Annotated in this window: 17 protein-coding genes; 4 read left to right on the top strand and 13 right to left on the bottom strand. The window is 42.4% G+C overall.

Annotated elements, in window-relative coordinates:
* Window positions 1–3 precede the first annotated feature (3 nt).
* Window positions 4–3234 carry a DUF5107 domain-containing protein gene (locus tag C2869_RS07020; RefSeq protein ID WP_108602272.1) on the bottom strand — a complete coding sequence of 1077 codons (3231 nt, stop codon included), beginning with the start codon at window positions 3232–3234 and terminating at the stop codon, window positions 4–6.
* Window positions 3235–3267: 33 nt separating this feature from the next.
* A complete protein-coding gene (locus C2869_RS07015; protein WP_108602271.1) occupies window positions 3268–4698 on the bottom strand; it encodes a sugar porter family MFS transporter in 1431 nt (476 codons plus the stop codon).
* Window positions 4699–4900: 202 nt separating this feature from the next.
* Between C2869_RS07015 and C2869_RS07010 the strand changes: the two genes are divergently transcribed.
* Window positions 4901–5788 (top strand): AraC family transcriptional regulator, encoded by an 888-nt coding sequence (locus tag C2869_RS07010; RefSeq protein WP_108602270.1) that lies wholly within the window; start codon window positions 4901–4903, stop codon window positions 5786–5788.
* Window positions 5789–5841: 53 nt separating this feature from the next.
* Here the strand turns inward: C2869_RS07010 and ybaK are convergent, their stop codons facing one another.
* From ybaK to C2869_RS06995, 3 genes are read right to left on the bottom strand one after another with little or no spacing between them, the layout of a single operon-like run.
* Window positions 5842–6309: a Cys-tRNA(Pro) deacylase gene (ybaK, locus tag C2869_RS07005; RefSeq protein ID WP_108602269.1), complete on the bottom strand. Its 468-nt coding sequence runs from the start codon at window positions 6307–6309 to the stop codon at window positions 5842–5844.
* Window positions 6310–6359: 50 nt separating this feature from the next.
* On the bottom strand, window positions 6360–8576 hold the full coding sequence (locus C2869_RS07000; protein ID WP_108602268.1) for an alpha-L-rhamnosidase-related protein: 2217 nt from the start codon (window positions 8574–8576) through the stop codon (window positions 6360–6362).
* A 31-nt stretch (window positions 8577–8607) separates the two neighbouring features.
* The gene (locus tag C2869_RS06995) at window positions 8608–12090 is read right to left on the bottom strand and encodes a glycosyl hydrolase (RefSeq protein WP_228710793.1); all 3483 of its coding nucleotides are present in this window, start codon (window positions 12088–12090) and stop codon (window positions 8608–8610) included.
* Between the two features lie 236 nt (window positions 12091–12326).
* On the opposite strand from C2869_RS06995, the gene C2869_RS06990 reads away from it, so the two are divergent.
* Window positions 12327–13466, top strand: coding sequence for an IS110 family RNA-guided transposase (locus C2869_RS06990; RefSeq protein WP_108602267.1), 1140 nt, complete (start codon window positions 12327–12329; stop codon window positions 13464–13466).
* Window positions 13467–14003: 537 nt separating this feature from the next.
* Here C2869_RS06990 and C2869_RS06985 read toward each other — a convergent pair.
* Entirely contained in the window at window positions 14004–14897 is an 894-nt protein-coding gene (locus C2869_RS06985; protein WP_228710792.1) for a DUF1961 family protein, read from the bottom strand.
* A gap of 118 nt (window positions 14898–15015) precedes the next feature.
* Window positions 15016–16515 carry a BNR-4 repeat-containing protein gene (locus C2869_RS06980; protein ID WP_108602265.1) on the bottom strand — a complete coding sequence of 500 codons (1500 nt, stop codon included), beginning with the start codon at window positions 16513–16515 and terminating at the stop codon, window positions 15016–15018.
* Between the two features lie 476 nt (window positions 16516–16991).
* Here C2869_RS06980 and C2869_RS06975 point away from each other — a divergent pair, with 476 nt between their 5' ends.
* Both C2869_RS06975 and C2869_RS06970 read left to right on the top strand, forming a co-directional pair.
* Window positions 16992–17234, top strand: a complete 243-nt coding sequence (locus tag C2869_RS06975) for a type II toxin-antitoxin system Phd/YefM family antitoxin (RefSeq protein WP_108602264.1) — start codon at window positions 16992–16994, stop codon at window positions 17232–17234.
* Between the two features lie 6 nt (window positions 17235–17240).
* On the top strand, window positions 17241–17537 hold the full coding sequence (locus C2869_RS06970) for a type II toxin-antitoxin system RelE/ParE family toxin (protein ID WP_108602263.1): 297 nt from the start codon (window positions 17241–17243) through the stop codon (window positions 17535–17537).
* 122 nt (window positions 17538–17659) lie between these two features.
* On the opposite strand, the gene C2869_RS22580 is transcribed toward C2869_RS06970, so the two are convergent.
* The 6 genes from C2869_RS22580 to C2869_RS06940 form a co-directional block, all read right to left on the bottom strand.
* Window positions 17660–18082 carry a protein-export chaperone SecB gene (locus C2869_RS22580; protein ID WP_199915634.1) on the bottom strand — a complete coding sequence of 141 codons (423 nt, stop codon included), beginning with the start codon at window positions 18080–18082 and terminating at the stop codon, window positions 17660–17662.
* Window positions 18083–18385, bottom strand: coding sequence for a hypothetical protein (locus C2869_RS06960; RefSeq protein ID WP_108602262.1), 303 nt, complete (start codon window positions 18383–18385; stop codon window positions 18083–18085).
* Window positions 18386–18408: 23 nt separating this feature from the next.
* Window positions 18409–18981 carry a hypothetical protein gene (locus C2869_RS06955; RefSeq protein WP_108602261.1) on the bottom strand — a complete coding sequence of 191 codons (573 nt, stop codon included), beginning with the start codon at window positions 18979–18981 and terminating at the stop codon, window positions 18409–18411.
* Between the two features lie 302 nt (window positions 18982–19283).
* Window positions 19284–20690, bottom strand: coding sequence for an L-fucose/L-arabinose isomerase family protein (locus C2869_RS06950; RefSeq protein ID WP_108602260.1), 1407 nt, complete (start codon window positions 20688–20690; stop codon window positions 19284–19286).
* A gap of 201 nt (window positions 20691–20891) precedes the next feature.
* On the bottom strand, window positions 20892–21974 hold the full coding sequence (rhaT, locus tag C2869_RS06945) for an L-rhamnose/proton symporter RhaT (protein WP_108602259.1): 1083 nt from the start codon (window positions 21972–21974) through the stop codon (window positions 20892–20894).
* Window positions 21975–22002: 28 nt separating this feature from the next.
* On the bottom strand, window positions 22003–25359 hold the full coding sequence (locus C2869_RS06940) for a glycosyl hydrolase (RefSeq protein WP_108602258.1): 3357 nt from the start codon (window positions 25357–25359) through the stop codon (window positions 22003–22005).
* Window positions 25360–25566: the final 207 nt, after the last annotated feature.

The following is a 25566-nucleotide window of genomic DNA, read 5'->3' as shown; positions in this document are numbered from 1 at the left end:
GTTTTATGCTCCGATAGTGCTTAACGAATGTTCAAAGGAGGCGACTGTCTTTAAACCTTTGTCCGCCAAAGCAATGAGTTTTTTCATTTCGTGTTGTTTGGTTTTGTCTAAGTCATCTTCAAATACCAACAGCAGTGGTAGCGAAGTGGCAAAGTAATCAATGCTTGCAGGCTCGTGTAACTGCTGCTCTGCATAGGTTTTAAATCGGTTAAACAAGGCTTTAGCTTGTTGTATTTGTCCTAACTCTAATAATGACAAGCCACGGTAATAAGTCAGCTCTGAGTATTCAGCCACTGCCATCGCGAGAAAATCTCCCGCTTCATTGGCGCTTTGGCTAAAGCAAGCCCGAGCTTGTTCTTCTTGCCCCAGTGCTTGGTAGGCTTTACCTTGCCAATAGGTCACATCGGCTTTGGCTTGCAGTAAATGATAGGCTTCGCCTAAGTTTTCTTGAGGCTGCATTGCCGAGGTAAAAAAGCTAAGTGCGCGAGCCGCATCGCCTTTAGCTAATGCTTTTTGTCCGCAAAGCAAATGGGCTGTGGTGTATTGTTTTAACACCTTACCCTCACCGCCTTCCCATGGATGAAACCGGCGGCTTTTTAACCAGTTTAGTGCTTTTTCTGGTTGATGGGTGTCGTTGTATAGTTTGGCGAGTGCGACTGCGCAATCATCACGCTGGTTAACTAGCTCAATATTGTTGAGTAAGCTGCTTAATCTGTCGTGTACATCATCTGCTAGTTTTTCCCGTAATTGGTCGAATTCTGAAAAAATACGAGGGTTGTTCGGCTCTAGCGACAACGCAGTTTGATAAGCTTGGCGCGCCGCTTCACCATCGTGATTTACGTTCCAATAGGCGATACCTAAATTGCGCCATACGGTGGCGGTGGTTGCCGCTTGTTGCCAAACCGCAATTGCTTCTTGATGACGTTTTTTATCGTAATAGTAATTTCCTAAGCCAAATGCAGCGTTGTGGTCGTCACCGGGTTGCGCTAGCGCCCACTCCAACATAATTTGATCATGTAAGCGCGATGGAAAAAGATAATCACAGTTTAATGAACGCGCTTTTTCTAAGTTGGTTAAGTCTTTTGTTAGCCAAGCATACACATAGTGGGTAAGCTGTGATTTTTGCAGTGGATTGGGTACAGCAACCTCTTGCACTTTATGCTGATGGTGCAATTCCAGCAAAGAAATAGCCTCTTGGCGAAAGCCCGCATCAACAAAATCATAAACCAGATCCAGTATGGTTTGCGCATCATTTCGAGATTTTTCTAACATGCCCTCGATATCGCCTGACACGTATCTGGCCCAATGATCGAGTGGGTCTTGTGCTAATAGTGCGTTTAAATCTGAACCATAGTCCTCGCCGAGCTTTTGTAAGACAAGCGCTTTTAATACCTGCACTTTATTGTTTTGGCGATTGGTATCCAGAGACAAGTTAACATGCTCTAACGCTTGCTGAAACTGGCCTTTTTGGCAATCTAACAGAGCAAGCTCATGATAAGCGGCTGCGCGCCATTCGTAGTTCCAAGTGGCTTTATAGAATGCTTGGTATGATTGACTTAAGTTGCCTTGCAGGCGCAGCACTAAACCAAGGTAATAGTGAGCTTCACCTGTACAGGGGTTAGGATGACGCAAGGTTAAACGCGAGATCGCGTTTTTAAAATGGTCAGCCGCGGTGTTGAATAGGCCTCGGCTTAACTGCTTTTTGCCGTATGCAATATGAGTTCGTGCATCTAATGGATCACGTTTTAGTATTTCATCCCAATACAATTCAGGATAGCGCGTCGGATGACGGTATTGCTCTAAGTGTTCAGCAGTTAAAAACAATTCATCGATAGACTTAATCTTTTCAGGTAATGGCGGTTCTGATGCTTGGTTTCGATTTTGGGATAATGTGTCTACATCTACTGGTTGATAAGCAATGATCCCTTCGATTGCCAGTTCAAGCGCGTAGAAGTCACTATAAATCACCTTGCTATTTGGCCTATGCCACGGCTGTTCGGGGCTTAATAAAACCGTTTCGTCTATTAATACCTTGTTGCCTTGTGTTAGAACGATCCGCGCTTGGCTAAACTCACGCGACGCGACCGCACCTAAATCGAGCGTACCATCGTTGTTTTTGACTAAACGCACAGCAGCATCTTTATTGGCATTTTGTACAGGGCCTATTTTTTTATAAGGCCACCAGTATTGCGAAAATGTTTTGGTTTCATACGGCAATAAATAGGTAAAATCGGGCTGGTTATCGGTGTAAACGCCCGCCATTAGTTCAACATAAGGGGCGGGTTTTCCTGTTGGACCTACCCTATCTGTTAGCTCTCTATCCCATGCCCAGCCAAATTCTTCATTACCCCAAGTCCATTGTTTTTTACCGGGCGCAATATGCTTATTGGCAACGTGAATAAATCCACCTTCGGCATCAAAGTCATAGCCACCAAAAAAGTCATATTGGGTGTCACAAACCATGTAACTGGTTGGAACCGGTATATTTTTGTATAGACTTAAATCGTTAGCGCCGGGGCGATTTTCATAATCAACGCCATAATAATGGTTGTTGGCTACCGGAAAACTGCTTAACGCCCGCACGGCATGATCAGCAACATAGTGAACATCTGGTGGAAAGAAGCTTTGAAAGTTGTCATGCACTTCCGCTGCTACATTGGCCCACCATAAAAACGTTTGTGTAAGAGGGGTACGGTTGTAAAGCCTTGCTTTGAGTTCAACTAAGGCACTATTCGGTTGTAATCTTATGCCATGCATCCCTTTCATTCGATTAAGCGGATCATGCTCTGACATCCACACGGTTTGCGCACCACTTGCTTCACGTTCAATATGGACGTCAGTTGGCATAAAAGTTCCAGGCCTATGGTGTTGTGGCCAATTAAATTCAACCCCACCTGAAATCCACGGGCCAGCCAGTCCAACTAAAGCCGGTTTAATTTCATCTTGTCGATAGAAAAAATCATAATCGTTATTGACCTTATCTTGACCCAGTAAAATGCGCCCTCCGATCTCTGGCAGCAGGACAAGTCGGACAAAGTCATTTTCTAAAGTCACTGAGTCGTAATCTTGTGGTTCAGCTTTGTCATATACCTTGTCAATAAAGGGAACTGGGTAGACTTTGCCACAAGAGCCTTGATATACCCGCTTTTCAAAAAATAATGGGTTGCGCTCTGGCTCGCCAAGCGGATAGGTAGGCAAGGTAAGAACTTGCCTAACGGTTTTGACTAAATTCATTTTTTAAACCTGTTGTTAAATAAGTGATTGTGTTTAATCAACAAATTGCTGTTCGATATCTTCCAACGATTTACCTTTAGTTTCGGGAACCAGGGTTTTAATCACGAAAAAGCCGATTAAGCAGATAAAACCGTACAGCCAGAATGTACCTGCTGCGCCTAATGTGGCATTGATGGGTTTAAAGGTTACGGTTAACCCGAAACTTGCAATCCATAATGCGCTGACACATACACTCATTGCCGCACCACGAATGCGATTGGGGAACATTTCGGATAACAAAACCCAAGTAATGGGAGCCAAGGTCATGGCATAACAGGCGATAGCAATTAAAACGACAATCAGCACGACGACACCTTGCAATGCAAAGTAGTAGCATGCTCCTAGTACCGCATAGGTGATCATTAAGCTGGCTGAGCCAAATAGCATGAGAGGCCTGCGCCCCCAGCGATCAACTGTTTTCATGGCGGCTAAGGTAAATAGCAGATTGACTGCGCCAGTGATCACGATGTTAAACATCATGCCGCTGACGTCGTAGCCTGCCTGCACAAAGATTTCTTGAGCGTAATTAAAAATGACATTGATGCCGCACCATTGCTGAAACACCGCAATAAAAATGCCTAAGCCTATTATTTTGGCCAGCTTTGCACTGCGCAGCTGTGATATAGCCAGTGTTTTACATGGCTTGGTTGGCGATGGCTTGGTTTGCAATGGCTGCGCGAGTGTTTGCTTGATCTTATTCAGCTCGATATTGGCATAGGCGTGACCACCAATTTTTTCTAGGGTATTAAAAGCTTGATCTGTTTGCTGCTTTGTTATCAGCCATCTTGGTGATTCAGGAATACACAGGGTCAGAAGTAAAAAAAGCAAAGCAGGTACGGCTTCGGCAGCGAACATCCAGCGCCAGCCAATTTGTCCATTCCAAGAATTGATAATTAGCTCTGTTGTACCTTCTGTATCTATCGGATTTGAGCTGTAGATAAGCCAATTTACAATTTGCGCGGCCAATACACCTAACACGATTGTTAGCTGATTTATTGACACGAAGCGCCCTCGAAGAGAAGCCGGCGCGATTTCTGCGATGTACATAGGTGATACATTTGACGCTAGACCTATCGCGATACCACCCACTATGCGTGCCAATATAAATTCGTTAAAACCTTGGGTCAGAGCAGTCCATATGGCTGATATAGTGAAGAGTGCTGCGGCAATAATGAGTACTTTTTTACGGCCTAATTTGTCTGTTATTAAACCTGATAACAGCGCGCCTGCTAAGCACCCCACCAAGGCCGAGCTCATTGCCCAACCTGCTAGCCAAGCTTGTCCCTCTCCACCAATATTAAAATAAGCTTCGTAAAAAGGTTTTGCCCCGCCAATGACTACCCAGTCGTAGCCAAACAGTAGGCCTCCCATTGCTGCGACAAGACTGATCATGCCAATAAACGTCAGATTGTAGGCTGAAGCCATTTGGGGATGCCTGTCCAATTGCTGAATGTTATTTATTTCACTGTTAGCCAAAATGTTTTACTTCATTAAGTTAGGTTCATAGTAAGTATTTAACACTTCATTAACCTTAACTTGAATGGCTAATTCGCTCTAAAAAGATGGATTATGTTATTATTTGAAATTATGTGAGTGTTAGGTGACCATTACGTGATTAGGATTGAACATGGTTTTTAGAGTTGAAGATGGCTTTCCCCGCCAACGATTAGTGATTCTTCCTCCTGCTGCCATCCAAAGGTGCAGAGAATCAGAGGTGATCAGCCAGCTTTATGTAACGCACCTGGGTGCTTATCCGTCTGCGCCGAATCATTATGTTGCGCGTCGTGAGGGTGTAGAACAAGCCATTCTAATATACTGTTTAAAAGGCACAGGTTGGTTAAAACTGGATGATATTACTTTTGAAGTAAAAGCCGGTTGTGCTGTATTAATTCCACCTAAAACGCCTCATGTCTATCAAGCTGACAAACACGACCCTTGGTCTTTATTTTGGATCCATTTCGATGGCCGACAAGTGAAAAATCATCTAATAAATTTGGAGGTGGATCTGGTAAAACCATTGCGTTTTGTTGCCGATATTCAGGCGATGCGCCAAGCCTTTGAAGATGTTTATGTTTGCTTAAACTACAACCATTCTGAAGCAGGTTTATTTGCAATGTCAGCAGAATTAATCCGTTTATTAAGTCGTATTAAGCTTAATCATGGTTTGACCAACATTAAGCACAAACTCAAAGAAGATGGGATTAACGCCAGCATTAAATTTATGGAAAAGCATTTAGATATGGCGATCCCGCTTAGTGATTTAGCCGCACAAGCGGGGCAAAGTGTGGCGCATTACAGTAAGCTGTTTCGCGAGCGCACCAACCAATCCCCCACCGCTTATTATATACAATTAAAGATGCGCAAAGCCTGTGAGCAATTATACCAAACCAACCTAAGCATACGTGATATTGCTGAACAGTTAGGTTACCAAGACCCATATTATTTCAGTCGTATTTTTAAGAAAGTACAAGGCCAATCTCCTGTTAAATACAGAGCCGCGGCAAAATCGATATAAAACTATTGTTTCCGTTGAGCTTAATTATTGCACCCAATTCATTTTAAAACGTACTAGGCCGTAATTTCAGCAAACTTAGCGTTGGTAAGCTTAACTAAATCATTCGGGCTCAGTTCTATCTCAAGCCCTCTGCGCCCTGCACTCACAAAAACTGTTTCGTACTGCTGAGCTGAAATATCAATAAAGGTTTTTAGGCGTTTCTTTTGCCCTAGCGGGCTGACACCGCCCAGTATATAGCCTGTTGAACGCTCGACTTCCGCCGGTTCAGCCATTTTCGCTTTTTTGGCACTAGCGGACTTGGCGATTTGCTTCATGCTAAGTTTGCAAGCAACGGGGATCACCCCTACCGCCAGTTCTTTGCCTTCAAGGCTGACGACCAAGGTTTTAAATACACGCTCCTGGGCAATACCTAGCTTTTCTGCGGCTTCTAAGCCGTAAGATTCGCTAGCCGAATCATGCGAATATTCATGAATGTTGTGGCTAATTTTGGCTTTTTTAGCCGCGTTTATACCTGGTGTCATTTGATTCTCGTTGCTTATTATTTACTCGTATTGATTCTTATTCATTGCGACTACTGGTAGCTCACTTCAATATGATAATGGCCTGGGCTAAATAGATCATTACCTAACTGTCCTGAATTAGCATCAAAGGCGATTGCTTCTCCTCCAACTAAAACAGCTTTTATCGTTTTACCGGTTAAAATTGGGGCGACAACTTTCGCGCGGCTGTTGTTGGGAATATCGATAGTAATGCTTAATTTATTGTCGCTTTGCTGTTCAACATCAACATAAACGGCGCCTTTGATTGTCGGTACTTTTCCTTTAGCAAACTGTAACCCTCCGAGTTGTGGCGCAATAACAAATTGCTCAAACCCAGCAGTCAATGGTGTTACGCCTAATATAAAGCGCCCAACAATATTTCCTGGCACTGCCCCCCAAGCGTGGTTCCAATCTTGATTAGGTTTAAACTGATCATCCCAAGCTTCTAGGGTAATAGTGGAACCAACTCGGATCATGTTGTACCAACTACGTAACTCCGTTGAGGTTAATAACGATAACGCGTAGTCAGCTTGCTGATTTTGATAAAGCGCTTCCATTAAATATTGCGCAAAATAAACGCTCACCGCCATCTTTTTGCTTTTCAAAAACGTAATGATTTTAGCTTGTTTATTGGCCGGCACTAAGCCAACGGCCAAAGGTAAAATATTAGCGTGAGCCGAGCTATGACTTGAGCCCAAACCGTCTACATACAATCCGGTTTTTTGGTTAAACAAGTTATGGTTAAAAGCAAAATGAAGTTTTTCCGCCCGCTGTTTATACATTTGTGCATCAGTGTTTTTCCCTAGTACCAACGCAATGTCGGCCATTTGCTGTAAATTCAAATAGTGAAATGCATTAACAACGGTATTAACCGGTTTAAAGTCATAACCGTCACGTTCATTCGGCGGCCAATCAACTATGTCTCGACTTTCTCCTGGTTTACGACGATTTTTAGTTGGTGGAAAAGTTTGCAATAGACCCAACTCGTTCTGCAAAGACAAAAAGCTTTTGTCCTCTTTTAACACTCGGTAATGATTAGCTAAAGATTCACGATCACCAGTATACATCCAATCTTGCCACGCCATCATAATTGAATGTTGCTTCCATTCTGTCGGCCAAGTTGGGTGTTTTAGTAAGTATTCATGTGTGGCACGTGCCATGGCATATTCGCTATCAACTAAATAATGCGACAGTTGGTTAATGTAGGCGTCGGCTTCATAGGGAATTCGCTCACGATCACCATCTACATATAAACCGGCAAAACTTGTAGCTTTCATACTGTATTTAGATAAATCCCATACTGCATTAAGCACTTCACTGCTGGATTCGAAGGATGATGAATACGGATCAAATGGGTAATGCACTACCATTTGCGTGGCTGAAATATTACTTAATTCAATATCATTTGTTTCAATTTCAACATAACGAAAAGGCGCTATACGGCCAAATCGACCGGGAATGGCTATCGCTTTGTTAGCTTTGGTATTACGCTTATCACGCGGTGGCTGAACACGGTAAGTATCAAACTTAGCGTTGACTGGCAGTGGCACTTTATAATAACGAACACTCGAACCGCGATGCAGCTTGTTGATAATACCGATATCGGTTCCGCGCTCAGCAAAATGAATGTTAACCACACCAGCTGAACCACTGGTAAGACTCAGCTCAAGAAATCCAAACGCGGAGCGACCAAAATCGACTAAGTATCGGCCATTGGTTAAGCGTTTTATACTTTTTGCTTTAATTGGACTCGCCATCAAAGGGTGAACACTGGTTTGATGACTAAATCGCTCGGCGGTGCTAAATTTCTGTGGTTGTGACCAAATACCTTGCTGTTTTTGTCCTGTATTATCAGACATCCAAACCTTAACTCGCCATTGGTAATCGGTTTCAACACTCAAGGCTTCCCCTTTATACGAAACGGCTTGAGCTTGTGAGGTATTAACCTTGCCAGAATCCCAGACAAGTGTTTTTTTTGCCACTGGGTTTAATCGCCATACTTGAATTTGATAGGCGATCTGACTTCCCTTGTCTTGTTCACTATTCACCTGCCAAGAGAACTCTGGTTGACGATCCTGTATGTCTTTTACCCAATTGCCGAGCAAGAGTTCAGTACGCAGCGCAACAGCTTGATAGGAAGCATTAGCATTAATTGCATATTGTTGCGATACCAAGGATTGACAAGCAACCAGGCACGTTATACCGGTGACGATAAATATAGATTTAATAAACGCTTGAATATTCATCATTTAATTATGTTTTCATCCCAATTAGCTGATCTTATTTTACTTGTCTTGCACTTATGTGGACGGGGCCAATCAATCCAGAAGATTGACGCGGTTCATCTTCATCCATAAATACCTGAGTCACAAACGTCAGTCGTTCTGATTTAGGTGCTGGTTTGTTATCAACATACCATTGCGGCATTGGGGTAATGGGATCTTGCCAGCGCGCAATTTTAAAACCTGACGTATCCGGTAATTTACGGTCGGCGAGTAAGCGGTTAACCCATAAGTTGGCAACTTCAATGGTTAAGGTGTTGTCACCCGCTTGCAAGTGTTTGGAGATATCTAGCTGATACGGTTGATGCCAAGCCGTGCCAACCCGCTGTTCATTAATATATACGCTCGCGGCAATATTAACTTGACCAAGATCTAGCGTTAACTGCAAATTTTCCTTCAGTAATTCAGCTGGCACGTTAATGACTTTTTTATAAATAGCCGTGCCGGAGTAGTCTTGAATTTGTTGATCAGGATGTTGTTTCCAGTCAATTAACTGCTTAAAGGTATAGGTTTTGTCTAACCCGTAAAATTCTGCAAACTCAACCTGCCAAGCACCATTAATAGCCAAGACTGGTTCTGATGTTTGAATTACCTGAGGTTTTAGGTCGTCGTCTAATAACACATCAATTTCTGGCTGATTAAATACGGTTTTTGGGCTAAGTGGTTTGACATTTTTCGAAGATTTTTCAAACACCACAAAAGTAGAACCATAGGCGTCTAACTTAAGCGGCACTTGGGTAGTTTGACCGTTATCACTAAACGCACCCAGTAACTCAACTTCACCTGTATCTGCATTCCTACGTTCAGGGATTTTGCCGCTGACATTAAAGCGCGCATCAAATACTTGTGATTGCTCTGAATCGTTAAAGATAAAATAAATATCGATTTGCTCAGATTGGCGATGGGCGAAATAGAATTTTTCAGCGTTAGTAATCGTCAAATCCGGTTGCCATTGGTTATCGGCGTAAATCTTTTGCCAATCAACCTTGGTCTCTTTCTTAACCTTATGTTCAGCAAACACACCAGTATGACCATGGCTGGTTTTAGCTTTAGTCGATATATTATAAGTGGTGGGCTGCGACCAAATATAGTCCACCATGGTTTTAAACTCTTGCTGTTGTTCTGTGCTAATAAAACGCCCTGCTAGCTGTTTAACCGGTGTGCCGATAATTACCGCGCCTTGCTTAGCTAGTTGATAGATTTTACTAAGCGAGGCAAACGTCAAGGTATCGTGGTTATTTAACACCAGCATTTTGTATTGGCTGCCATGTGGCAATGTTAGCTGCTTATTTTGCACAGTGAGTTTTTGCAAAATGTCGCTATTTAAACAATCGTAATTAATATCGATTGGCAACACAGCACTCAAAGGATCTTTTTCTGGGCAAGTAGTTGGCGTCGCATCGCCTAAAAACCATAAAACATCGGCGACAGGCTGGCCAACTCGCAATAAATGTTGACCGCGCGCGATGTATTTAAACCAAGGTTTACCCGCAACCGACCACCAAGTTTGCGTGCGATCCATATGCGCGCCCCAGCGGTTCATGGTCATACCCGGCATAACATGGGTATTGGCTTGATGTGCAAAGCGATGGAATACATGTTGGTTGACACCCAATGCCCAGCTTTTATCACTATCGGCTTTACCCTCAGCCGGATGAAATAACCAGTTATTACGCGGAAATTGCGTAAAGGCTTCCGCGGCGACAATAGGCTTGTTGTAAAGGTGAGCGGCCGAAGCTGACGCCGATAACCTAAAATTGTTGTTATCCAACCAGAATTCACCCATAGGCAAATCAGCTTTGCTCGCGACATCCAGTTCATTAAATGGCCCTGATCCATAAGGCTCAAGATAGGTTTTAATGCCATCTTTATGGGCTAACTCACGAAAATAACCATAGTAGTTTTCATTAATTAGCTGATTGTTTAAATCACGCGTATCCCATAACACGGCTTCAGATGTTTGTGGTGAGTCGACAAACTTACCGGCGAATAAGGGTAAAAATGGCACCAGATCATAGCCAAACTTTGCTTGGAACAACTTTTCGTAATCGTGCGTCCAGTTTTGTGCGCCAACCTCGTAGCTGTCGATCTCAACCGAATATAAAGCGCCGGGCGCAACCTCTTTCAACTTGTTGATAACGTTGGTGATGTAGGCATCGTAATGGCTTTTAAACGCCGCTTTACTGAATTTATCAACCTCTAAGCCAGTCCCCTCGCGAGATGCAGGAATATTAACCGCACCAGTCGACGTGTAACCAAAGCGCATAATAGTCCATTTACCTTGTGGTAATTGACTCACTAATTGGCCATTGCCGTTTAAATCATGAGTTAGATTAATGACTTTATCAGGGTCAATAATCAAATCATTTGGCGCTTTACCAATATGGCTAAACTCTTGATAATCCGAGCGGCTAGCGGCCGTGCGACCAGAAAAGTTATCCATGCTTGGTGTCGATGATAAGCGCACCTCTTTAATGTTCATCACTTTGTCACTCACCAAACGGAAATACTTGGCGGTATAACCGCTAAAGGCTTCGTCAAACGCATAAGTCGATTTACCGGGGCGGCGCAAGGTTAGCTTATCGACTGGCTTAAAGTTTTTGCCATCATCTGAAATATGCAGCGCTACATCTAAACCACGGCCACTATGCAGCAACATATCGATGAGTCGCATAGTATAAGGTTGTTGATACGAGAACTGGATCCAAGCCGGTTGCTCTGGGCTTGTTGGTGTAAGGCTACTAAAATCAGTCCAAATATTATTGCGGATAATAGCCGGATCGAAATTAGGGTCTGATGTTGTAATAGTAGGTTGTTGATTAAAATCAGCTAATTCGGTAGCCAGTGCTGGATAAGCGATAACCGCAATATCCTGATAATAATCCAGCATAGTCGCCGGTTGCGCTAACTTAATGTTTACCTCACCGCCATCAACTATGGTTTCATTAAAGGTAATTTGTTTCATCGAATGCTCAGGCGTGATCCAAGGCCCGCCACTCGATGTCCAGCCATCACAGTTATGCATACCAAATGACAAGCCTAAACGCTGCGATTCAGCCGCTAGATGGCCAATCAAATCGATATGTTGTTTAGAGTTAAAACGCACATTGCCAAGCGGAATACCTTGGGTGACGTTAAACAACATAGTGCCACCTATTCCGGCCTCTGCAATGGCTTCTAAATCTTTGGTCAGCCCTGCTGCCGACATATTGCCACTCATGGCATGTAACCAAGTTAGCGGCTTGGCTTCATATGGAGGATTTTTAAATTCTGCTGCTAGGTTTTGTGTTGTTGAAATTGATGGGTTGGAGATTGCTGTAGTTGCGGTTTGCTTAGTATCTGTTTGGGTCGCAGGCTTCGATGTTGCCGTTTGGTCTTCTTTGGGATCTGAGCAAGCAGTGATTGCCAGTAAAGCCAAACTGAAAAGTGAATACGTTTTGAACAACGTCGAATTATTATTTTTGCCAAGTAAATAGCGCATGAACTTTTCCTAAATCAAACAGAGTCCGTACAACAGACACGAACTAAGAGCATTTAATTAGAAAAGGCTTCGATTTAAGAAATTGCTACCCTTAGCGCTGAATTTTTAAATGATTAATTCTATTTGTTGGCGAGCCTTTATGCCAATGCCATTAAGTTAACGATTTCTGGTAGAAACTATGAAGGACAGTATATCGACTAACCTTAAGGTGACAAAACCAAAAAAGGTGAATAAAGATGAATACTGTCCTTCAAGATAAAGATAACGCAAATTCAAATATTTTGTACCTTGCTTTTGAATTAAGTGCAAAAAGTTGGAAGCTAGGGTTTAGTAATAAAGTTAAGCTCAGACAGAAAACGATTGATGCAGGTGATTGGAATAGCCTACTTGCAGAAATTGAACTGGCAAAAGAAAAACTAAAATGCACACCAGACTGTCCGGTTTTTAGCTGTTACGAAGCGGGTCGAGATGGCTTTTGGATACACAGAGCATTGGAAAAAGAAAATATCACTAATTATGTGATTGACTCAGCCGCTATTGAAGTGAATCGGCGTCAACGCCAAGTCAAAAGTGATGGTGTGGACGTAAAAGCCTTAAACAGACTACTCATTCGTTATTGTTCAGGTGATTTGACGGCAATGAGGCCTGTTAGAGTTCCGACTATTGAGCAAGAAGATAAACGACGATTACAACGCGAACGAGGGCGATTAATCGAAGAGCGAGGAGCGCATTCAACAAGGATAAAATCTTTACTTTTTCTGCATGGCATACGGCTAGCAAACATAAAAGATTTAAAAACATTGCTGCCTAAACTTAAAGGCGCAGTCACGGGGTATGACATTCCAGTTGATACGAAGAACGAATTACAACGCGAAGACGAGCGCTATGTCATGGTAGATAATCAAGTGAAAGAACTTGAAGCGTTACAAAAAGAGCGAGTTACCCAAGCCCAAGACGGCAGTATGGAAAAACAGATAGAGCAAATGATGCAACTTAAAGCCGTAGGATGGCAAACCAGTTGGTACTTAGTTGCAGAATTTTTTAGTTGGCGAGATTTCAAAAACGCTAAGCAAGTGGGGAGTTGTGCGGGATTAACCCCAACACCTTATGACAGCGGAGATAGCCAACGCGAACAGGGAATAAGTAAAGCAGGCAATAAGCGGGTGCGCAAGGTCATGATAGAGTTTGCTTGGCTGTGGTTACGTTACCAAAAAGGCAGCAAATTAAGTCAATGGTTTAAGGAGCGCTTTGACAAAGGCAGCAAGCGGATGCGAAGAGTGGGAATAGTCGCGCTCGCGAGAAAATTATTAGTGGCTCTGTGGCGTTACCTTGAGCATGGTGTTATTCCCGAGGGTGCACAATTAACGGAAGGTTAATTGCACAGAGGCAGTCACAAATGACAACAAACACATAAGGAATTAACGTTAACGATTGTGAGAAGGTGCTCGTGCCCAACCTTGGTAAGCCAAGCTTGACCGTTTTTGTAGAAGGGGCACCTTCAACCAGATTTCACTGCACATACGAATGCAGTTTGAGGTAGCCAGCTTAGGGCTGGAACGGATAGAAGGTGGTTGCGCTCACACTTGATGTTGAGTAGCACGAATAAATTAATCTGGGCAATTGATTAACTTCAAAAATGGGAAAAAGCTTATGGTTTGAAGAAAGAGCATAAGAGATTTTTATAAATTAAAGGTTGGGTATTGACTTCCGGTCCTTCATAGAAGGTTGGGCTGAAGAATGAAGCCCAACAAAACCGTGGCATGTGTTGGGCTTCGCAAGCTCAGCGCCAACCTACGTTGGCTTAAGTTAACGACATTGGCCTTTATGCTTGCAGAACCTGTCTCGCCTTGGCTCATCTATTCTTTAACGACATAAAATCTGATGTTCCTGCCTTTGACTTTCATACCTCAAGGTTAGTGAGTCAATGTCGAAACGGTAAAATTACGATACAAAGCGCTGCGGGTAAACATATGCCTTACACCAATGCGCCCTTCTGTGATGGCAGGGTGACTAGCCGTTGACCAATAGTAAACCTGCGATTGCTCAGGGTTCGCTACTTTCATCCATAAAGCATCGCCTTTTTTGATTACGCTGACTTGATGGCGAACACCCGTTTTAAAAAAGCCCGTATTAATGTTGTCACCTTCTAATGCGGTATCTTTTAGCCCTTGATTGGCTAACGGCATATAACGACGCGCACGAATGTAGTCGTCTGGGGCATCGACTTCCCCTAAGCCAAATGCCGCATAACTAATATGATAGGTATTCATTTTACCGAAATAATGTCTCATGAAAGGCTCTTGTCTGTGCTCAGCCCAATTCATAATGTCTTTGTCAAAACCTGGCGTTTGTTCACCCGTGGCAAGTAAATATAAAACATTAACAAATAATTCAGCGTTATCAGTTCGTGTATATTCGAAGTCAATTTTAATATCACCAGAGAACGACTGTTTAGTCCACGCGACAATATGATGGGCGTGATTATAGGCTTCTGGCCCTGCCTTAATGTGCATACCTTGTGGTGTATTCTCAATTGTGCCGACAAGGCCATCTACCAACCAGTTATCGCGCCAGTTTTGTTCGCCGCTATCAAATAACACTTGTTGCCAAGCCAGTTCATTTAGCTGGTTAAATACGGCTTGTTTATCCGTCATATCGTTTTGGATCAGCGTGGCGTTGTTATCCGTTATGTTTTTATCCGTTGTGTTTTTATCTGCTGAGTTAATACCGCAGCCAGCGGCCATAAAAATGGCACTTAAGCTAACTAACCTAACCAACATTGATAACCGTATTTTTCGTTTTTCCATTGCTAATCTCTTTTCGTTTATCTCTATCATTGTTTTGATGTGTGCAGGTTGAGCTTACAAACGAAGCTCAACAAATTAAAGTTCCGCTATTAAATAGAATGCTGCCAGTTCTGCTCTATTATTTTTTCTTAATGTTATAGCGTGCTGCAAATGACTCGTTAACGTGATGCGCTTGCTCTTTTGCACGCTGTATAGGGCCATTTACGCCCACTAAATACATCTTTCTTAAATGAGTACTTTTTTCTTTGCCTGCCACTAACATTAGTGCATCTGGGTGAGCATTATGAATAATCGAGGTGACTTCAAAGCCGTTATTTTTACGCGCTAAAAGAACATCACCTTGCTTAAATGTTTTACCGCCATCGTTACTATGGCGCCAAGCGATAATACTGTTTTTTTCCTTATCTCTACTGGCTAGTAAAGCACTGATTTGCATAGGTGAATGGACTATGTGATCGCCTTTTGAAATAGGCAACTGACCGCCCTTGCCTATTAACCATTTTTCACCATTCCAGCGATAGTATTTTGGTCTTTTCGGCCCGCCTTGATGACGGTTTTTATGATGCCCTTGGTCGAAACGTAAATGTGGGTAGCCTTTTTCATCATGATGTACCGTAGTTATACCAGACCAATTTTCGGTGTGATCATTTTTCATGACTAAGGTTTTTTGATTAGCGGTAGCGCGATCTATCGGCGTTGCGACTGGCTCACCTTGTACATTGGTCCATACCCCTGTTTTGGTGTCCATTTGCATATAGTAGCCATTGGTACGTTCACCCAAATGTTTACCATTGGCATGATTGTTACCACAACGGTGATAAATATAAGTTAGGGCGATTGTGTCGTTCTTGCCTTCACTAAAATAGCCATACCAAGAATCGACCCCTAAACCGTCATCGCGTTTTTGGGTTTTAAAAACAGAAACTCTTTCACCAAAGGTGCGACCATGGTCAGTAGACTTTTGGTAAACCCAGTTACTTTGATGAGCCCCATGGCGATAGAATAAATACAGATCACCATTACTGGTTTTTACCCATTGATTATAAGTACCAAATGGCGAAACGTTATCGAGTTCTTGCCATTCGGATATGTCGTACGGGCGTTTTGAAACAACGTGTTTTAACTTGCCATAGTTGTAGTTACCTAAATCGTTTTCACCCATGTCTGGCGTGCCGCCATGCCCACCAAACGCAATATGAATATAGCCTAGGTCATCAACAATTAACGCAGGCTTACCATGATTATCAATTTTACGTTTTGGATCCTTACCCATTGCACTGGTACCGGCTTTAAACGGACCAACCCACTGTTTGGTTTTGTGGTTGTAGGCGGCAACATAAGCATCTTCCAGCAAGCCTTGATAGGTAACGTAAGTGACGCCATTAAAATATTCACCGGCTGGGTGTTGTAAAGTTGAAACCGAATTACTAAGACCATTATCGGTAAAGTAGTCAACGCTATTACTGTTTACTGCTGGTGCGGATGTGAGTACAGGTGTAGGAGACGAGGTAACCTTAGCCCTGTTAGCGGCTTTATTCGATTGACCGTTATTAGCTTGGCAGCCAAGCAAGACCAAGGTGCTAGTTAATAACACGCAAGCAAGTTTAACAAACTTCATAAATTGTCCTGGATCTCATTTTATTTTTGTAAAAAATTAAGTGCTTAATAAGACAAGCCAGAATTTTGTTAAATTGCTACCCCTCTATTTAAAGAATTAGGGTTCGTGAATACAAAAACCACTTTAGAGAAACGAGATAAACCTCTACTCTCATCAAGAGCCGAGGGAAAAAACTTTATCTGAAACTGATACCTTGAACGGTGCGACTCGCTCGCATTGCGGGGCACCCTACATCTGTTTAATGAATCAGCATCTATGCGTTCCTAAAGGGTGGCTGAAGTCGTACGACTCCCACCGACTTTGCTGCCATGATGCTGTTGTTGCGTATTGAGTCACTATGTATCGCTGGATGCTCTTTTATCTTGTTTGTTTTATTGGATATTTTTAATTTCGCACAAATCGCACGATTTAATTAAATTGACCATTTCATGCGACCCTCTATAATCATACTGTAGACTCATATTTGGAGATTGAACATGCACACATTAACGGCAAATGATGCAAAACGTAATTTTGGCGAATTACTACTCAGTGCTCAACGTGAACCAATAAAGATTAGCAAAAACAACAAAGACGCGGTTGTTGTAATGTCTATTAAGGACTTTGAAGAATTAGAGGCAATGAAAGCTGACTACATTAAACATTGTTTCGAATCCGCTAAACAAGACCTAGCACAAGGTAATGTGGTTGATGGTGAAGACTTTTTAAACGCCTTATAACCCATCATGCAAAAGAATAAATACAAACTGAGTAAATTAGCTCAGGCTCATTTACGAAAAATCAAAAGCTATACCGTCAGTAATTTATCAGAAACACAATGGCGAAGCTACAAAGATACGCTACTGATTGGATTTCAAATGCTTGCAGATAACCCAGCACTTGGTCGCTGTTGCGACGATATTTACCCAAACGGTTTTTATTTCCCTGTCGGCAAGCACATTGCTTATTTTACAAAAGAAGACGGCTTTATTTTAATAGTGGCTGTACTCGGTCAAACACAACTTCCACAAAATCACTTGTAATTGCGATTTTAGAGTTCAAATGGTAATTTGGGATGGTTGTTTTGTTTAAGTTATTAATAATTATGATAAATTAGGTGGTGAAATTAGACGCGCGTATGTAGTTACTAGTAAGAAGCCGCTTTTTAGCGGCTTTCTAGTTTTTCATCTTCTTGTTCTTCTATGCTACGTTTATACATGGCCTGAAAGTTAATTGTAGGTAATATCACTGGGTTGTATCCAGAGTTTAAGCATACTGTTGACACCGTTGATCTTAGGTAAGGGTAGGCTATAGCAGGCGCATTAACGTGCGGAAATGAACTATCCATAAACTCTTGATCTATTGGACTGTCCAAATCAAATTCAGCAAAATATTGCAGCTCCATTTTAAAACCTTCTTCTAGGTATATTTCTAGATAAAAGTTTACACAGAAGTTATTCGGCAATTCTTCAGGATTGAAGCCTGCGTTGTGGGTTAAATGGAATCTATCTTCTTCCTCGCTCGGAACTTCTGCACGCTCAATATTTAAGCGCTCTACTATAGTTCTAGCCAGTGTCAATTTGTTCATTTACGCGGCTTCCTCTAGCCATTCTGTATTACAGCAAAAGTCGTCCATCACTTGGCTGTTTCCTTGTATCTTGTTAGCTTTCACATTAGATTTACCTACTCTAGTAGCGCATACGTCTACGATGAAAGATTTAGATACGCTGGCGTAACCTTTGTTATAATGTTTTTTTAAATTGTCCGTAAAAGAATCTACGCAAGGGCCACCAGTGTCCTCTGCAGATTCAAAAATCGCCATTAATTCTTCAGGTGATTTTTCTGCTAATGCCTTTTTCAAATTAGCTCTGGCTAACTCTCTTGCATTCATTGTGAGCTCCTTAGGTTACTTAATCATTGCCAATCTTTAGGGAACACGATTTTTGATCGCTCTATGTGTTCTTCGTTCCCTTCGTAAAGACAAATTTGTTGAAATCTGTTTAAAGCTATACTTTCTCTGGCTCTATTTAGATCAATAAACTTGTGCCTACCACCTGCGTCACTGATTGTTGTATCGTGACACGCCGCAACGCCTTTCCACGGAAAGGCGTCTAATCTTTTAAAATACTGTATAATTTTCGATACAGTAGCCTTTTTTCCATGGTTACCAAATGTTTTGTTGGTATAGGTTTTCCAATCGTCAATTAGCTCAATAAAGCATTTGATGTCTAGCGGACTACCAATTAAATCTAGCAGTTCATTTTCGTCAAAGTTTAGTTCATGTTCAGTAATAGCATAATCTGTGCCCTTAACAGACTTTTCCCCCCATGTATGTGCGAGGTCGACATCTTCTTTCCAGAAATAATATCCAGCACCAAGCCACTGACGATCGTTTTTTTCACTATGAAAGGGCATCCCCGATTTTACGCCTTTTGCCCCACCTGTTCTTTCACAAGCTTGGTAAACGGTGTAGTTGAATGCTGCCAAATCGTTATTCCTTTAACTTAATATTAGACTATTTACAGTAGAAATATCGGTGAATTGCCGCGAATACTAAGTTAATTTTACAATTATGTAAATTTTTTCCTTTAAGAATTGCGTTAATTAGCACTAACTTTTTAACCAGTGTTGTATAGGTATACAGAGTAAAGCAATCCAAAATCGTATTTAAGTACATTTTAGCAGTTAATTCGACGTTGTATTATGAAACTCGGTTATATGTTGTGTTTCTTCGCTCAACTACTTTTGTTTTTCAAACAGCGCTGTTTATCACTGTCATTCAATACGCTCTAACTTAACCTGCGCACTTCAATGCCTAAAATCGCCGCAAGCTTTTCAAGTTTGTCGCCGATATGACCAACACCAATCGCGCAGTGATGTGACGGGCCGCCGCGTGACCATTCGTTCATAAAGGCGCGTGCGCCCATAGGGAATTTGTAGCGGCTGTTGGTATTGCCGATATGTAATACTGGACCTGCAACAGATTCCCCTTCACACACTTGCAAAAACACACTGCCATCACGACGTGTGACCACTGATAAAACCGTTACTGGGCCATGTTTAACAGTCATTTGAATCGACAAGCCTTTGCCTGGTTTACCGTGATAAACTGGCAATGGCACTAAACCTACACGGCCTTCGGCTATTGCGAAGTGGGCTGGGCCGTCGTGACCTAGGTAAACAACATCGTCTTTAAAGTCTGATAAGTAGAACTCTGAAAACGAGCCACCTACGCCAAATAAGTCCATAATTTTCATCGCTTGTACGTTTTTAATTTCGCACTCACCCGCTATCGGCGTATTGTCGCCTGTTAGTAAGGTGTTACCGGCAATCACTGAGGTCACGATCTTTTCATACTCGCCTGTACCTTCGTAGTGATACGCCATAGAGCCGAGTTTATGTTTGGCGATTAATTTGTCTAGCGCAACTGAGGTTTGTGCCGCGCGCTCAAGCTCTGATTGCTCACATTCGTCTGATACATCAAATTTTTCATGGAATAGGTTAATTTTGGCAGCGATTTCTTTGGCAGTTACGGCTTGGCGTAAATCAAATAATTCGCACATTTCTAAAATTTCAAAATGATTGCCAAAGGCGGCCGCTTGTTGAGTTAAATCGCTGTATACGTCAAGCATGCCATTGTAATAATGGCCTAAAATGCCTACACGGTTTTGGCGCATTCCTTCAGCAACTTTTGCTGCATCTACCCAGTCGTTAATTTCTTGCCACACGTAGTCTTCTTGCATGTAGCCAGACACAACATGGTAATCAACCCCTGCGCGGTTAAATACGCACGCAAGTTCGGGTAATGAACACGACTGGCAATGCTCTAACCACACGCCTGTCATTTTGCCGCGATCGCCCATGGCGTTAAATTTTTCATAATCTAATTGTGCAACCGGTTGAATATTGAGCATAACAATTGGCACTTTAGCTTTTTGCACCACAGGTAAAACCGTGGATGACAAAGCATAGGTAGAGATAAACAAGAAGATGATTTCTACATCTTCAGTTTTAAATAATTTAGCGGCATCTTGCGCTTTTTCTGGGGTATCCACCATGCCAGCATCAACTAGCTCAGCACCCATACCTTTTATTTGTTCGCTGATGTGATTGTGATAACCGTTTAAGTTATCTAATAAGCCGTCAAACTGCGGCCAGTAAGTATCTAATCCTATTGAGAATAAACCTGTTTTCATTTTTAACCCTTAATTTTGTGTATTTATAGTCAAAGCGATCTGGTTTTAGGGGAAGCCGTCAAGCTTCGAGTCCCCATGAGCATATGCTCTATTATGTGATTGGGGCCGCCTAAATGGATTTAGGTGTTAGAACGACGCAGGAGCCAAAGTCGAGAGTAAGCGCTGACAATGAACCATAAAGCCTGAGCGAGAAGACGATAGTTAATGCGCTGAGCCTGCACTTGCGAGGGTGTTTCCCCAACCAATCACGACCATACTTAAAATAAGCACAGCTAATCCAGCTAAATTCCAACGCTGTGTTGCCGCACTAACGCCTTGCCATTCTTTTAATGCTAAGCCCCATAGTGTGCTAAAAACGATGATGCTGGCCATGTGCAGCGTCCAACTTGAAAATTCGTATTCGCCCATCATGGTGGTGCCCATGCCATAAAAGAAAAACTGCATATACCAAGTCACCCCAGCGAGCGCACAAAACAAAATATTGCTCAGCCTTGGGTTATTCACTGTTGGAGAAGATAATTGCGTCCATGCTTTATTTTTAGTGGCTAAATAGGCGCACCAAACAAAGTTAGTCACAAAACCGCCAGCTAAAATAACAATTAATACTGGCAGGTTTTGCCATAAATTGGGTGAGCCTTGTGTTAAGGCAATATCGGCAATGGGTTTGCCAGCGGCAAAGGCGTATGCCATAAACGAGCTCATCACGCCTGAAAAAAGCGCCAGCGCTAAACCTTTACCAAAGTGAAATTCGCTAACACTTTGTTTTTTGTCTTCGTCGGATAATTCATTTTGTTTATTGGTACCCGCTTTACCCCCAAGCGCAATGCCCGCTAAACAAATAAATACCCCGAGTAACATCACTTGGCCAGATTGGGTAGCTGCAATAGAAAGTAATTTGCCTTCAAATATTGGCGGTACCAGCGTACCGATAACTGCGCTTATGCCCAATGCAATTGAATAACCTAGTGCTATGCCTAAATAACGCATGGTTAAACCAAAGGTGAGGCCACCCACCCCCCAGAGCAAACCAAAGCTAAAGGTCCAAACTAAACTGGAGGTTGACGCTTGTGTGAGTATTTGTGGCGTTTGTGGCAAAATCAACATAGCCAACAGCCAAGGGGCGATAATCCAGCTAAAAAAGCCGCCTATCATCCAATAAATTTCCCACGACCAAGCTTTGACTTTTTTATACGGAATATAAAAACTCGCCGCCGCTAAACCACCTATGGCGTGAAACAATACGCCGGTAAATGGGTTTTCTTGTACTTGAAATAAATCAAACATCTTATTACCTGTTATTTGTATTGTGTGCTTAGCGTTTTAGTATTTGCACTGGCCCAATCAAGCCTGATGGCATTAATGGGTCGTCTTTGCCCCAGTGTTTCCATGTCGCAAACGTATTGCGCTTGCCGGGTTGTTGTGGTGTTGCGCCTTTTAACCAGTTTGGAAATTCAATCAGTTGCCATCCTTGATAACCATTTTGTTTCCACTTAGCTGAATCAGAATATTGGCGCTCATCTCCAATTAAACGGTTTGGCCAAAGGTTGGTCACTTCAACTGTCAGTTGGTTAGTTCCGGCTGTTAGGTATTGGCTAATATCAAACTGATATGGTGCCCACATTTGCACGCCTAGGTTTTGGCCATTTAGATAAACGCGGGCAAACTGATGAGCTTGACCCAAATCTAATAAATATTGCGCTTGCGGATTAACACTGCCGTTAAAAGTGAATTCAGTTTGGTAGCGAGTTGTACCTGCAAAGTATTTAACATCGTCAGTTGGGTGCTCGGTTAAGTCGATTAGTTGGTTTAACACAACCGAATTGGGTTGCTGAGCTCCTTTGATAAAGTCTAACTGCCAAGCTGTTTGAATATTTTGCACTGGTACAAGTGGCGCTTGCTGATATGTTTCTGTGGTGCTTGCTGTGTCGCTAAACACGACAAAAAACGATTGTGCTTGTTCAAAGGTTAAGTCAATTTGCGTGCGGCCCTTGTTAACGGAATAATCGGTTAAACGTTGGCGTTTGCCCGACATGGCATCCCACAATTCAACCACTTTACCTGTTGTTCTGAAGTCTAACTTGGCTGTGGTTTTTGTTTGCTCAAGATTACTGACAAAATAGAAATGACTATTTTGTGTTTTAAGCTGATGGTGACGCCAAATAATGCGATTATCTGTGCCAGTTATGCGCACGTCTGGCTGAATGTTTAACTGGGTAAAAGCTTCGGGCAGGCTGGCAAATACTTGTTGGTTATATTGACCGCCCCAAATTTGCTTGGCGAGTTGTTGCACTTGTTTGTCTGCTTGCTGTGCATTGGTCAAACTAGGTGAAAACTCTGGTGCTTTACCAACAATAACCGCGCCTTGTTCTAGCAAGTGTTTAAGTTTTAACAAAACTTGTGGACGCATACTAATATCGTCGGCCAACGACAATATTTGATATTCGCGGCCTGTGGCGAAGCTCAATTTTTTATTGTTGTTGACGTACAATTCATTCAACAAACCATGAGTTGAAATAAACTCAAAGTCGTGGCCTTTAGGCAGTGTGTTATAGACAAACTCGCGGTCGAATTTGGTGGATGAGTCATCTCCCAACAAATGGAGTACATCAAATACAGGTTGGCCTTGGCTTAATAAAGCTTGGCTGCGCTGTACATAGCTATTCCAAGCATTAATTTCATGCCACCAAGTTTGGGTGCGTTCAAAATGTAGGCCCCAATAACCTAAGGTCATGCCGGGTTGTAAATTGGTCCAAGGTTGATGGGTAAATAAATGATGAGTAACTAAAGTGACCCCACCCACAAAGTCGGTATCGGCTTGTGATTTATAAGTAAGTGGGTGACTTAACCAGCGGTTGGCTTCAGGTAATGAGGTAAATGACTCAGAGCGCACAGGTTTGCCATAAATAGAGCCTGCCGATGCGGTCATTTTGGCGGTTAAATAAGCAAATTCTTGGTTTTTAACATTGTCTTTCGGGTTGAGCGATCTAAAAGCACTGTTGGCGTAGATAATATCGGCTTGGCCAAGCGCGTATAGGTTATCAATAAAAGGTTTCATTGATTGCGCAGAAAATTTAACGCCCATCGCATTGGCGCGTTTCGTCATACCGCCATAAAAACGCTCGGCAATTAAATCGGCCATGGTTTTACGTAAATCCCACAAAAAACGTTCGCTGGTTTGTTCGCCTGCTTGTGGGCTGGTTATTTGGTAACCTAAAGTCGCTGGTAAATATTTAATCGGTGAATAACCGCGTTTTTGGCTAAACTCGTTGGCAAAATTTTGTGTCCAGTTTTGTCGGCCTACTTCCCAACTATCTGCATGGGTGCTGGCAAATGCTTTACCCACTTGATCGCCTGCTAATTTTTTAGCGGTCGCTAAGTAGTTAGCAAAATGCACATCGAGCGCGCGTTCGTCCATTTTGTCTACTTCTAAACCTTCACCACCTTTTGAACCTGGGCGGTTGATTGCCTCAGTTGATGACATACCAAAACGCACAATTGTCCAGTTGCCTACTTTCTCTGAATTAGCTGAGCTAGATGGTGGTGTCCAATTGAGTTTGCCATCAGCGGTTAAATATTCGCTGACATCTATGATTGAGTTTAAGTCTATATTGCTGTTGCTAGTGAGTGAGGGTTGCGCAATTTGCCTTTCCGTTTCAGGCATAAAAAATGGAAACGCATGTGCGGCTTTTTGGCACCAGTTATCAATACGTGGGCGGTTATCCAAGGCTATCTCGCGTACCGACACCTTAACTTTAGGCATGGCGGTATATAACAATTTGTTGTCAGTGGGTTTAAAAACAAATTTGGCGTGGCGGGTGGTAATAGGCTCAAATTGGAAACAGCTAATATCATCGTAAATTTGGCCACGTTTACTCAACGCCACTTCGCGATAATTTTCGCCATCGTCCGATACCATTAAGTAGTTGCGCCCCATCATGCCGTAGGCGGCAAACTTCACAAATGCGTTACTAAAGGTGTAGTCTTGTTTGAAATCTAGCTTGATGTAAGTTTCGCCAGTATCCGCATCAAGCGTTGGCTTAATATTTGTATTCCAGTCGCCATCAATCACTTTGTCTGTTTGGCTAAACTGATACCATTTTTCGCCCGAAACAGTCACTTTATCCACTAAGTCGACAAAGTTGGGCTCAATAAAACCTTTTGGTGTTGGAAAAGCTAGGGTGGCAATATCTTGGTAAAAGCTAAGTGGCGCATGCGGTTGAGGAAATTGAATAGTTTTCGTTGAACTGCTGGTATTCAACTCGCTCCATGCCAGCTCTTTCATGCCAAGCTCTGGCGTTATCCAAGGGCCGCCTGCAACCGACCATCCTTCACCATTGTATAAATTAACTTGTAAACCTAGCTCGGCGGCGGTTTCAAAGGTCAGTTTTAATAAAGCTTGATATTCGTCTGATAAAAAACGAACAGGCCCAGCGGGTATTACCTCATGTTCGTTAATGTGCATTAGTAATACACCGCCTAAACCTGCATCGGCCATGGCTTGTAAGTCAGCTTTTATCCCTTGTGCTGTGATATTGCCATTAATCCAATACCAAAATACCCAAGGTTTATGTTGCTCACTTGGCTGTTCAAACTGCTGTTGTAATGAGCTTGCAGTAACTGTGTACGAACACAGACACAATAAAAAAATAATTAGGCGTTTTACTAGCACGTTAACTCCATTAATAAATTTGCGATAATTTTGGGGTTAGTCAGAATTAATAAGAAAAGGCAGGTAATTTTAAAAAAGGGACAGATTTTTTATTTTTTTGTTAAAAAATGACGAATATGGATTTAATATGCGAATACTTGCTTGTTTAAGCTAGTACCTTTTCAATTTAATTTTGATGAGTTGAAAACATTGGTGAGCACTTTCACA

This window comes from Saccharobesus litoralis (assembly GCF_003063625.1).
GTDB lineage: Bacteria > Pseudomonadota > Gammaproteobacteria > Enterobacterales > Alteromonadaceae > Saccharobesus > Saccharobesus litoralis.
This window is presented reverse-complemented; position numbering and strand designations above follow the sequence as displayed.

Excerpts from the sequence above, each read along its gene's own strand:
- C2869_RS06960 (WP_108602262.1), bottom strand. The coding sequence starts at position 18,385 with ATGAATGCAAGAGAGTTAGCCAGAGCTAATTTGAAAAAGGCATTAGCA.
- ybaK (WP_108602269.1), bottom strand. The coding sequence starts at position 6,309 with ATGACACCAGGTATAAACGCGGCTAAAAAAGCCAAAATTAGCCACAAC.
- C2869_RS07010 (WP_108602270.1), top strand. The coding sequence starts at position 4,901 with ATGGTTTTTAGAGTTGAAGATGGCTTTCCCCGCCAACGATTAGTGATT.
- C2869_RS07015 (WP_108602271.1), bottom strand. The coding sequence starts at position 4,698 with ATGGCTTCAGCCTACAATCTGACGTTTATTGGCATGATCAGTCTTGTC.
- rhaT (WP_108602259.1), bottom strand. The coding sequence starts at position 21,974 with ATGTTTGATTTATTTCAAGTACAAGAAAACCCATTTACCGGCGTATTG.
- C2869_RS06985 (WP_228710792.1), bottom strand. The coding sequence starts at position 14,897 with ATGGAAAAACGAAAAATACGGTTATCAATGTTGGTTAGGTTAGTTAGC.
- C2869_RS07020 (WP_108602272.1), bottom strand. The coding sequence starts at position 3,234 with ATGAATTTAGTCAAAACCGTTAGGCAAGTTCTTACCTTGCCTACCTAT.
- C2869_RS06950 (WP_108602260.1), bottom strand. The coding sequence starts at position 20,690 with ATGAAAACAGGTTTATTCTCAATAGGATTAGATACTTACTGGCCGCAG.
- C2869_RS06970 (WP_108602263.1), top strand. The coding sequence starts at position 17,241 with ATGCAAAAGAATAAATACAAACTGAGTAAATTAGCTCAGGCTCATTTA.
- C2869_RS06980 (WP_108602265.1), bottom strand. The coding sequence starts at position 16,515 with ATGAAGTTTGTTAAACTTGCTTGCGTGTTATTAACTAGCACCTTGGTC.
- C2869_RS22580 (WP_199915634.1), bottom strand. The coding sequence starts at position 18,082 with ATGAACAAATTGACACTGGCTAGAACTATAGTAGAGCGCTTAAATATT.
- C2869_RS06995 (WP_228710793.1), bottom strand. The coding sequence starts at position 12,090 with ATGCGCTATTTACTTGGCAAAAATAATAATTCGACGTTGTTCAAAACG.
- C2869_RS07000 (WP_108602268.1), bottom strand. The coding sequence starts at position 8,576 with ATGATGAATATTCAAGCGTTTATTAAATCTATATTTATCGTCACCGGT.
- C2869_RS06975 (WP_108602264.1), top strand. The coding sequence starts at position 16,992 with ATGCACACATTAACGGCAAATGATGCAAAACGTAATTTTGGCGAATTA.
- C2869_RS06990 (WP_108602267.1), top strand. The coding sequence starts at position 12,327 with ATGAATACTGTCCTTCAAGATAAAGATAACGCAAATTCAAATATTTTG.